This is a genomic window from Flavobacterium xanthum, assembly GCF_900142695.1.
Taxonomy (GTDB): domain Bacteria; phylum Bacteroidota; class Bacteroidia; order Flavobacteriales; family Flavobacteriaceae; genus Flavobacterium; species Flavobacterium xanthum.
Map to the genome: position 1 here is coordinate 30,427 of NZ_FRBU01000028.1, position 11,946 is coordinate 42,372.

General features: G+C 34.4%; 5 protein-coding genes, 2 tRNA genes and 2 rRNA genes. 4 read left to right on the top strand and 5 right to left on the bottom strand.

Going from position 1 to position 11,946, the window contains the following annotated elements; genetic code table 11:
* Window positions 1-361 precede the first annotated feature (361 nt).
* The 4 genes from gltB (at window position 362) to BUC11_RS11985 (ending at window position 9,300) form a co-directional block, all read left to right on the top strand.
* Window positions 362-4,879: a glutamate synthase large subunit gene (gene gltB, locus BUC11_RS11970; protein WP_073354338.1), complete on the top strand. Its 4,518-nt coding sequence runs from the start codon at window positions 362-364 to the stop codon at window positions 4,877-4,879.
* A gap of 2 nt (window positions 4,880-4,881) precedes the next feature.
* Window positions 4,882-6,336, top strand: a complete 1,455-nt coding sequence (locus BUC11_RS11975) for a glutamate synthase subunit beta (protein WP_073354339.1) — start codon at window positions 4,882-4,884, stop codon at window positions 6,334-6,336.
* Between the two features lie 170 nt (window positions 6,337-6,506).
* Window positions 6,507-7,727 carry a diaminopimelate decarboxylase gene (lysA, locus tag BUC11_RS11980; RefSeq protein ID WP_073354341.1) on the top strand — a complete coding sequence of 407 codons (1,221 nt, stop codon included), beginning with the start codon at window positions 6,507-6,509 and terminating at the stop codon, window positions 7,725-7,727.
* Between the two features lie 157 nt (window positions 7,728-7,884).
* Complete coding sequence (locus BUC11_RS11985; RefSeq protein ID WP_073354342.1) at window positions 7,885-9,300, top strand: alkaline phosphatase; 1,416 nt, start codon at window positions 7,885-7,887, stop codon at window positions 9,298-9,300.
* 79 nt (window positions 9,301-9,379) lie between these two features.
* Here the strand turns inward: BUC11_RS11985 and pafA are convergent, their stop codons facing one another.
* The 5 genes from pafA to BUC11_RS12010 form a co-directional block, all read right to left on the bottom strand.
* Entirely contained in the window at window positions 9,380-10,996 is a 1,617-nt protein-coding gene (gene pafA, locus BUC11_RS11990; protein WP_073354344.1) for an alkaline phosphatase PafA, read from the bottom strand.
* 366 nt (window positions 10,997-11,362) lie between these two features.
* Window positions 11,363-11,448, bottom strand: a tRNA-Leu gene (locus BUC11_RS11995).
* A gap of 6 nt (window positions 11,449-11,454) precedes the next feature.
* Window positions 11,455-11,527: transfer RNA gene (locus BUC11_RS12000), tRNA-Phe, on the bottom strand.
* Between the two features lie 71 nt (window positions 11,528-11,598).
* Window positions 11,599-11,708: ribosomal RNA gene (gene rrf / locus BUC11_RS12005) — 5S ribosomal RNA — on the bottom strand.
* 144 nt (window positions 11,709-11,852) lie between these two features.
* Window positions 11,853-11,946, bottom strand: a 23S ribosomal RNA gene (locus BUC11_RS12010); the annotation flags it as partial.

An 11,946-nucleotide genomic window follows, 5' to 3' on the forward strand; every position in this document is an offset into this window, starting at 1 on the left:
ATCTTAATAGAGAAATCTTTTTATATTTAAAACTGATAATAAAAATCAAATTACAATTCAAAATTGAAATTTAAGTTTTAATCCATTTTTAAAAAGGAAAATAGTTTTCGTCTTAAATATAAAAAGGTACTACATCGATTGAATTATTCTTGCTTAGCCCTTTAATTTCATTGTAATAACACTATTTTTTGCATTAAAAAGAATTTAAATTATTGATTTGTCGTATACAATCTATTTAATTTACTTTATTATCATTTACGAAACGTTTTTCTAATTTTATTGTAAAAATAGAATCGTTAACCCGCAAACAATGAATTATATTCAACGAAATCTTTATTTTTGTATAAAAAAAATAGTAAGCATGAGAGTTAAAGAACAAGGCCTTTATTTGCCCGAATTTGAACACGACAATTGCGGAGCAGGATTCATTTGTAATTTAAATGGAATTAAGTCAAATGATATTATCCACAAAGCACTAGATATCCTAATCAAATTAGAACACCGGGGCGCAGTGAGTTCAGATGGCAGAACTGGAGATGGAGCAGGAATATTATTTGATATCCCACATGATTTTTTTAAGAAAGTTTGCGAATTTAATATTCCGGAAACTAAAGAGTATGCAGTAGGAATGGTTTTTATGCCAAAAAGTTCCAACCAAGTAGTTTTTTGTAAAACTACTTTTGAAACTTCGATACGCGATCAAAATCTAGAAATATTAGGATGGAGAGATGTTCCTGTTGATGCATCAAATTTAGGCCGAATTGCCGGCGAGAAAGAACCAACCGTTAAACAAGTATTTGTAGGTAAAAATGGATTAGACCTTACAGAACAACAATTTAATGCTAAATTATTTGCAGCGAGGAAAATAGCAGAACATGCGATTCGAAATTCAAGAATTTCAGAAAGCCATATGTTTTATTTTTCTAGTTTCTCCACTACTACTATAATATATAAAGGTTTGTTGATGCCGGAAGACATCAGCAGGTATTATACTGATTTATTAGATGATGACTTAGTGACCCGATTAGCTTTGGTACACCAACGTTTTTCTACCAATACATTTCCATCTTGGGAATTAGCACAGCCCTTTCGTTACATGTGCCATAATGGTGAAATCAATACACTTCGTGGTAATATTAGTCGCATGCGTGCTCGTGAGGAATTGATGAAAAGTGATGTTTTTGGTGATGATATCAAAAAATTATTCCCAATTATTTTAGAAGGAAAATCAGATTCGGCTTCAATGGATATGGTAATTGAACTGTTATTGATGACCGGTCGTTCTCTTCCGGAAGCAATGATGATGGTCGTTCCTGAAGCTTGGGAAAAACACCAAACGATGTCAGCCGACAAAAAGGCCTTCTACGAATACAACGCTTGCATCATGGAACCTTGGGATGGCCCAGCTTCTATTCCTTTTACTGACGGAAACGTTATTGGTGCATTATTGGATAGAAATGGACTGCGTCCTTCACGATATACATTGACTAAAAGTGGTTTCGTAATTATGTCTTCAGAGATTGGTGTTCTTGACATCAAGCCAGAAGATGTGATTCAGCACGGTCGTTTAGAACCAGGAAAAATGTTCCTTGTGGACATGAACGAAGGCCGAATTATTGAAGATGACGAAATCAAAAATGCGATTGTTACCAAACGTCCTTACAAACAATGGTTGGATGAAAATTTAGTACAATTGGCTCAAATACCATACACTGATAATCCAATTCCTGTAGAAAATATTGATTTTGAAACAAGACAAAGACTTTTTGGCTACACATTAGAGGATTTAAAAACAATCATAAACCCAATGGGAACTCAAGGTGCAGAAGCATTAAGTTCTATGGGAAATGATACTCCGTTGGCAGTTTTGTCAGATCAGCCACAGCTTTTATACAACTATTTCAAACAACTGTTTGCTCAGGTGACCAATCCACCATTGGATGGTATTCGTGAAGAAATAATTACTGATATTAGTTTAGCGATTGGTGGCGATTATAATATTTTTGACATTGTGCCTAAGCATTGTAAAAAATTAAAAATCCAAAATCCAGTGATTTCAAATGAGGATTTAGATAAAGTCAAAAACATTGATCATGCTGATTTCAAATCAGTAACAATCTCTACTTTATATGACATCGAAAAAGGAGTAAACGGATTGGAACGTGCTTTGGAGAGAGCAGTTCAAGCCACTTTTAAGGCAGTTTCAGAAGGGTGTAATATTGTTATCATTTCTGATAGAGGCGTGAGTGAAAAAATGGCTCCAATACCAATGCTTTTGGCCTGTTCTTATATTCATCACTCTATGAATATTTTAAAATCTCGTTCTAAATTTGGAATCATTATAGAATCTGCAGAACCTCGTGAGCCACACCATTTTGCCTTATTATTTGGTTACGGAGCAAGTGCAATTAATCCTTACATGGTGAATGAAATTATTCATAACCAAGTAAACGAAGGTTTTATCACTGGTATAAAAGCGGATTATGCTATTAAAAATTATAATAAAGCTATCGCAAAAGGGATTCTGAAAATCATGAATAAAATTGGCATCTCTACCTTACATTCATACAGAGCGGCACAAATTTTTGAAATTTTAGGATTAAACAAAACATTCACTTCTAAATATTTCCCTTACACACCGTCCCGAATTGAAGGTATTGGTTTAATGGAAGTTGAAAAAGAAATCAAGAAACGATACCAAAAAGCATTTCCAAATTCAAAAGTCAGCAATTTATTGCCATTAGAGATTGGAGGAATTTACAGATGGAGAAGATCAGGAGAAAAACACATGTTTAATCCAACGACGATTTCTAAATTACAACAAGCTGTACGTTTAAACAGTCCTGAAAGTTATAAGGAATATGCTAAAATGGTCAATGATCAAAGCGAAAACTTAATGACTATTAGAGGTTTATTTGAATTCAACAACTTAGACCCAATTTCTATTGACGAAGTAGAGCCTTGGACCGAAATAGTAAAGAAATTCAAGACTGGCGCCATGTCTTATGGATCTATTAGCCAGGAAGCCCATGAAAATCTGGCGATTGCCATGAACAGAATTGGTGGAAAAAGTAATTCTGGAGAAGGTGGAGAAGATCCAAAACGTTTCCAAAAAGACTTAAATGGAGATTCCAGAAATAGTGCGATTAAGCAAGTTGCTTCAGGAAGATTTGGGGTTTCTATCAACTATTTAACCAATGCCAAAGAGATTCAGATAAAAATGGCTCAAGGTGCAAAACCGGGAGAAGGTGGACAATTACCCGGTGAAAAAGTAGTGCCTTGGATTGCCGAAGTGAGAAATTCAACGCCTTATGTTGGATTAATTTCACCGCCACCACACCACGATATTTATTCTATTGAAGATTTATCACAGTTAATTTTTGATTTAAAAAATGCCAATCGTGAAGCTAGAATTAATGTAAAATTAGTTTCTGAAGTAGGTGTTGGAACAATCGCTGCCGGTGTTGCTAAAGCAAAAGCTGACGTGATTTTGATTTCTGGATACGATGGAGGAACTGGAGCAGCACCATTAACTTCACTACAACACACCGGTATTCCTTGGGAACTTGGACTTGCCGAAGCACAACAGACCTTGATCTTAAATGATTTGAGAAGTCGCGTAGTTTTAGAATGTGACGGACAATTGAAAACGGGTCGTGATGTCGCTATTGCTGCCTTACTTGGAGCTGAAGAATTTGGTTTTGCAACCGCTCCTTTAGTAGCGTCAGGATGTATTATGATGAGAGCCTGTCATTTGAATACATGTCCAGTTGGTATTGCAACACAAGATCCTGAATTGAGAAAAAATTTCAAAGGAACACCGGAACACATCATCAACTTCATGTATTTTATTGCTGAGGAGTTGAGAGAAATCATGGCACAACTTGGATTTAGAACATTAAAAGAAATGGTAGGACAATCTCAAAAATTGAATGTCAATAAAGCTATCAAGCATTATAAAGCAAGTGGATTAGATTTGTCTACTATTTTATACAAACCAGAAAAAGCCAAAGAAGTTCCAAATCACAATACGACTACACAAGACCATGCTTTAGAACATGTTCTTGATTTTGAAATTATAAAAGCAGCTATTCCTTCTATTTATAGAAAAGAAAAAACTAGAGTTACGTTTGATATTAAAAACACGGATCGTTCCGTTGGTGCTATATTGAGTAATGAAATTTCAAAAATATATGGCGCTCAAGGTTTACCTGAGGACACTATATTAGTGGATTTTACAGGATCCGCAGGACAAAGTTTTGGTGCCTTTGCAACAAATGGTTTATCCTTTAAGATACATGGAAACTGTAATGATTATTTAGGAAAAGGGCTTTCAGGTGGTAAATTGATAATCAAAGTTCCTCCTACTGCAACTTTCAAACCAGAAGAAAATATCATCATTGGTAACGTAGCACTTTATGGAGCAATTACTGGTGAAGCGTATATAAATGGTATGGCTGGAGAACGTTTTTGTGTTAGAAATTCTGGAGCAACAGCCGTTGTAGAAGGAATTGGAGATCATGGATGCGAATATATGACCGGAGGAACTGTCGTAGTTTTAGGAAAAACGGGAAGAAATTTTGCAGCTGGAATGAGCGGTGGTATTGCTTATGTTTTTGATCCAAATAAAAAATTCGACGCTACATTATGCAATATGGAAATGGTCGCTTTTGAAACATTGGAAGAAGAAGATTTTACAAAACTGAGACGTTTGATAAAAAATCATTCTATGTACACCAACAGCCCTTTGGCAAAAAGGATTCTAGAAGATTGGGAAAACGAACGCGGACATTTTGTCAAAGTAATGCCAACAGATTACAAAAAAGCATTACAACGTTTAGCCGAAGAAAAACAAATTGAAGAACTACTAGCACTATAGTTATGGGAAAGATAGGAGGATTTAAAGAATACAATAGAACTGACGAAAGTAATATAGTTATTGAAGAGCGTGTTTCAAATTACAATGAATTCACAATTTCATTACCTAAAGATAAAATCAAAGAACAAGGATCCAGATGCATGGATTGTGGGATTCCATTTTGCCACAGTGCTTGTCCATTAGGAAATTTGATTCCAGATTTTAATGACATGGTGCATCAGGAAGAATGGGAAAGTGCTTTAAAAATATTGCAATCAACCAATAATTTTCCTGAATTTACTGGTCGTTTATGCCCAGCTCCATGTGAAAAATCATGTGTATTAGGAATTATAAGCGAACCAGTTGCTATTGAAAATATTGAAAAAAATATTATCGAAAGAGGTTTTGCTGAAGGTTGGATAAAACCACAACCACCAGAAGTTAGAACAGGAAAAACAGTAGCTGTAATAGGTTCTGGTCCTGCTGGTTTAGCGGCTGCACAACAATTAAATCGTGCTGGACATACCGTTACCGTTTTTGAAAGAGACAATGCCATTGGTGGATTATTACGTTACGGAATTCCAAATTTTAAATTAGAAAAAGGAATTATCGACAGACGTGTTACAGTACTTGAAGCAGAAGGAATTACTTTTAAAACGAATGTAAATGTTGGCGTAAACTATAGCATTGAAGAATTGAACGCTTTTGATTCTATAGTATTATGTGGTGGCGCAACCGAAAGAAGAAGTTTACCAACAAAAGGAATAGAAAGTAAAGGCGTAGTTCAAGCAATGACTTTCTTGACACAACAAACTAAATCGCTATATGGCGAAGTAGTTTCTGACCAAATAATGGCGACCGATAAAGATGTAATCGTTATTGGTGGTGGTGATACCGGTTCTGATTGTGTGGGAACATCAAACAGACATGGAGCCAAATCGGTTACTAATTTTGAAATTTTACCAAAACCACCTGTTGGAAGAAGTGAAACTACTCCTTGGCCATTTTGGCCATTGCAATTAAAAACATCTTCTTCACATGAAGAAGGTTGTAATAGAAACTGGTTAATCAACACCAAAGAATTCATTTCTAATGAAAGCGGCCAAGTTGTAGGTTTAAAAACCGTTGAAGTGGCTTGGAAAATGACACCGGGACAAAGACCTGAATTGATAGAAAAAGAAGGTTCAGAAAAAATATGGCCTTGTGATTTAGCTTTATTGGCACTTGGATTTACAGGGCCAGAGAGAACACTAAGTGATCAATTAGGATTAGAAATTGATATGAGAAGCAATTATAAAGCAACGAATTATCAAACGAATGTTCCTCATGTTTTTACTGCAGGAGACATGCGAAGAGGACAATCATTAATTGTATGGGCAATATCTGAAGGTCGTGAAGCTGCCAGAGAAGTCGACAAATACTTAATGGGTTATACGAATTTACCAACCAAAGGAAATGGCGATTTACCGAACTTGTAATTCTAAATAATATTTTATAACCCTTGATAGAAAAATTTGTCAAGGGTTATTTTTTTATAAAATTTCAAACAAATGTTTAATTTATAACTTTTTGTTAGAATTTGTTAGAATTCATTTATTAGCTTGTGGGACTAAATAAAGAGTAATAAATTTGCTCAAAATTAATAATCATGCAATCAAAAGACTTAGTACAATTAGCAGAACAATTTGGCAGTCCATTATACGTTTATGATGCCGAAAAAATACAATCTCAGTACAATAGATTATCAAAAGCTTTTTCAAAGGTAAATAAGTTGCGTATCAATTATGCAATGAAGGCTTTGTCAAATGTAGCTATACTTCAATTATTAAAAGAAATGGGATCAGGATTAGATACAGTTTCTATTCAAGAAGTATTACTAGGACTTCATGCAGGATATGAGCCGGATAAAATATTTTATACTCCTAATGGTGTTTCTTTAGAAGAGATTGAAGAAGTCAATGCCATGGGTGTTCAAATAAATATAGACAACTTATCCATTTTGGAACAATTTGGAACAAAATACCCAAATGTTCCAGTATGTATCCGTATAAATCCGCACGTAATGGCTGGTGGAAATGCAAATATATCTGTTGGTCATATTGACAGTAAATTTGGTATTTCGGTTCACCAATTGCCTCATTTAGTTCGTATTGTCGAAAACACTAAAATGAACATTGTAGGGATACACATGCATACTGGTTCTGATATTTTGGATATCGAAGTATTTTTATATGCTGCAGAAATATTATTTGATGCCGCAAAAAACTTCAAGAATCTTGAATTCCTAGACTTTGGAAGTGGATTTAAAGTGCCTTATAAAAAAGACGATATCGAAACTGACATCGAAGAATTAGGTAAAAAATTATCAAAAAGATTCAATGCCTTTTGTACTGAATACGGAAAAGAATTAACCTTGATATTTGAACCAGGGAAATTTTTAGTAAGTGAAGCTGGTTACTTTTTGGCGAAAGTAAATGTCGTAAAACAAACTACTTCGACAGTTTTCGCAGGAATTGACAGTGGTTTCAATCACTTAATCCGTCCAATGTTCTACGGCTCACAGCACCATATTGAAAATATTTCACATCCAAAAGGAAAGGAGCGTTTCTACTCCGTAGTAGGATATATATGCGAAACAGATACTTTTGCAAACAATAGAAGAATTGCTGAAATTAAAGAAGGCGATATCTTAGCTTTTAGAAACGCTGGAGCATATTGTTTTTCCATGGCTTCCAATTATAACTCGAGATACAAGCCCGCCGAGGTTTTGTGGATGAACGGCGAAGGACATTTAATCAGAGCGCATGAAACCTTTGAAGACTTGCTTAAAAATCAAATTCCGTTACCCGTTGCAGTATCAACAGAATAAACTAAATAATCCCATTTGCGACCGTAAATGGGATTATTTTTTACATTAAAACCAATCTCCTCGTAAAATTATTTTATTCCAAAAAATAATCAATCCTTAACATATTCAGTAAAAGAGTTTCTTTACTTTTGAAAACTTACAAAAAAATTCACAAACAATGAATAGACGGAAATTTTTCAAGAATGGCTCTTTATTTGCAATTGGTGCTACATTCTTAAATCCATTTGAAGGAAATGCAAACGAACTTGATTTTGACACTTTAAAAAAGAATTCAAAAGCTAAAAATATCATTGTGATCGTTAGCGATGGAATGAGTATTGGTACATTAAACATGGCTGACTTATACCTGAATAGAAAAACGGGAAAAGGCAGCAATTGGATTCAACTATATAAAGATAATAAAGTAACTCGAGCATTGATGGATATGGCTTCAGCATCATCAATTGTCACCGATTCTGCTGCAGCAAGTTCTTCTTGGGGAAGTGGTTTTCGTGTCAAAAATGGCTCCTTAAATGTTGGCATAAACGGAGAAGAATACCTTCCAATATGGCAAAAATTCAAAAAAGCAGGAAAAATGGCGGGATGTGTCACTACTGTTCCAATCACACATGCCACACCTGCGGGTTTTTGTATTGCCTCAAAAAGTAGAAACAGTCAGGAAAGTATTGCCGAAATGTATCTTGACTTAAAATTTGATATCATGATGGGTGGCGGAAATAACTATTTCTCCTCCGAAAGCCGCAAAGACAAACGTGATCTGTACCAAGAATTTTCAAAAAATGGATTTTCTGTGGTAAAAACTAAAAGTGAAATGTTAGCTTGTGATAACACCAAACCAATACTTGGAGTTTTTCACAATGATGGGCTTCCTTATTCAAAAGACAGAGAAAGCAGTAAAGAACTAACTGGAACTATTCCAACTTTAGCAGAAATGACGGAACGTGCCATTGATAAAATGAAGAACCATCCCAACGGCTTTGTACTGCAAGTTGAAGCAGGAAAAGTAGACTGGGCAGCACATGGAAATGATATCACTGGATTACTTTATGATCAAGTAGCTCATGATGAAGCTGTAAAAGTTGCTATTGATTTTGCTGAAAAAGATAAAAATACGTTGGTCATTATCACCACAGATCATGGGAATGCTAATCCGGGAATTATCTACGGAAAAGATGCAGATGCTAATTTTGATAGTGTCCAAAATTACAAACAAACCAACGATTGGATTTTGAATGGAATTGGCCAAGAAACATCTGTATCACAAGCAATTGAAAGAATTGAATATGCAAATAAAACGATTCTAAAAGAAGATGAAGCCAAGGAAATTTTGAATTTTTATTCGAATATTAAATTAGAAGAAGGTCTTTATAATCCGAAACATTTGCCTTTCAAAGCGTTGGCTGACATTCAAAAGAAACACAATTCAGTGGGCTGGATCAGTATGGATCATTCTGCGGATTATAGTGAATTAGCGATGTATGGACCCGGAAGCGAATTACTAAAACCTTTCATAAAAAACACCGACCTACATTATTTAATGCTAGAGGCGGCTGAAGTAGAAAATAAATTTTAGAGTCTAACTTTAAATCAAAAAACTCCTATCTTAATCAAAGACAGGAGTTTTCTATATTCAAAAAAAACCTTAATATAAATTATTTTTTTTCCAAAAGCGTTTCCAAAACTTCAGATTCAGTTCCATTAGGAAATGGAATTTTCAACATTTGTGAAAGCGTTGGTGCTATTTGAGTAATGTATTTTTTAGTGTGCAATTCTCCTTTTGGAACTTGCCATCCATAAAAAAGTAAAGGAACATGTGTATCATAACTATTAGGTGAACCATGTGTAGTACCTGTAGCTTGATATTGCATATAACCCGCCTTATCGAGTATAACTAAATCACCATTTTGTTTAGGATCATATCCTTTAGATATAAAACTCAAAAAATAATCATCTCCTGACGAAGCTAAAATTTCTTCTTCAGTATACACTCGTTTAACTTGTTCTTGTGTCATCAAAAAATCCTTAAAACTTTGTTTCACTTTCCCCAATTCTAAACCTTTTTGTTTAATAGTTTCTTTATTAAAAAAAAGATTAAAGTTAGAATAATCCAATATCAAATCAGAACCAAAGGTTTCGTTTGAATGTTTTTTTAATGCCGCAACAATGTCTTTAGAAGGAATATTTTTAACATTGTATTTGTTGTCTTTTAAATAATTTGGATTCTCAGCTCCAGCGTGATCAGCAGTTAGAAAGAGCAAATAATTATCCTTTCCAACGGTTTTATCCAAATAGTTTAAAAACTGAGCAATGGTTTGATCCAAACGCAAATAAGTGTCTTGTAGCTCCATAGAACGAGGTCCAAAAGTATGTCCTACATAATCTGTAGAAGAAAAACTAACAGTCAAAAAATCTGTAATTTCATCTTTCCCTAATTGTTCTTTTTCTATAGCTTTCATAGCTAATTCTGCCAAAATATCATTGCCAAAAGGTGTAGTTCTTAAAACATCTGCTCCTTTTTCTTTATAAATTTTACTCAAATCATACGGAAAAACTGGTGCATTGGCTTTATCTAATTTACCTTCATAAGGATTATCGTCAGCAAGACTTTCATTATAAGTAGCAATTGGCTTCAATAAATCCCAACCTTTATTAATGTAATTCATGTACCGTTTTTCTTGGTTGAATTCCGTTACCCAACTAGGCAATGCTGAACCATAAAAAGTACTTGAAATAAAAGATCCAGTTTTGCTGTACCAAAAAGCCCAATTGGCAAAATGACCTGCAGGTAAAATTGCTCCTCGATCTTTAATACTCAAACCGATTACTTTACCTTTAAAATTCGTTGCCATACGTAACTCATCAGTAATAGTTGTACTTAATAAATTTTTAGGAGACATTGCTCCTTCTTTATCTGTCCCATCACCGACTAATTTTACAGAAGCGTCATCCGTGCAATACATATCTTTTCCAATAGCTTTGTTGAACCAATCATTTCCAACTATTCCATGTGTTGACGGAGTTGTTCCAGTATAAATACTCGCATGACCTGGAGCTGTGTAGGTTGGCACATAATTATAATGCATATTATGAAAAGTATATCCATCATTCATTAACCGTTTAAATCCATTATTTGAAAAATCATCTGAAAAACGATATAAATATTCCATTTTCATTTGATCTACCACTATACCTACGACTAATTTGGGGCGTTGTTGCGCTTGTGAGTTTAAAGACATTATGAATGTCAAAAACAAAATAATTCTTTTCATATTAAATTTTTATAATTAAAACAAAAATACAACTTAAAGTTTAATCAAACTCTGATGAAACACATATGGATGACAAATTAATATATTCTTAACTTCATTAAAATATTTACGGAAACATTAATCAGCCAAGTTTAAATAGTTATTTAGCTGCTTAAAAAGAGAGCATATTGAAAAAGATAAATTTAGATTTCAATATAGAGCAATACAAAAAATTAATTTTAATTGTTCAGATTATCAAACATCCTTAGGATAATCTCAACCTTTGAACTTAACTGTTAAAAAATAAATTTAGTAATCATGATTACGAGCATTCTATATTCTAAAACCAAAAAAACTTCAGTTCGCGTTAGCTAACTGAAGTTTTAGTACTCAGAGCGGGACTTGAACCCGCACGAACATTGCTGTTCACTGGATTTTAAGTCCAGCGTGTCTACCAATTTCACCATCCGAGCTTTTTGTGGTACCTCCAGGGATCGAACCAGGGACACATGGATTTTCAGTCCATTGCTCTACCATCTGAACTAAGGTACCAGTATACTTTTCTACTACTGAAAAGTATTTATAACAAAAAACCCCTCATCTATTGATGAAGGGTTTTTAAAGAAAGGCGACGACATACTCTCCCACATAACTGCAGTACCATCTGCGCAGGCGGGCTTAACTACTCTGTTCGGGATGGGAAGAGGTGAGCCCCGCCGCAATAACCACCTTAAGAGGTTATAATTGCTTTGGGCAATTACTGCAATGGTATTTATCTTGTGATAATTACCAATTACATAATATCTTAACATACTGAGATAAAGAAAAATTTTGTTGTTAGAAAGTTTCTTCTCCCCGATTGCTCGGGGAGAAAAGCGTACATAAGCTTACGGGTTATTAGTACTACTCGACTATGACATTACTGCCTTTACATCTATAGCCTATCAACGTAGTCATCTCCTACGACCCTT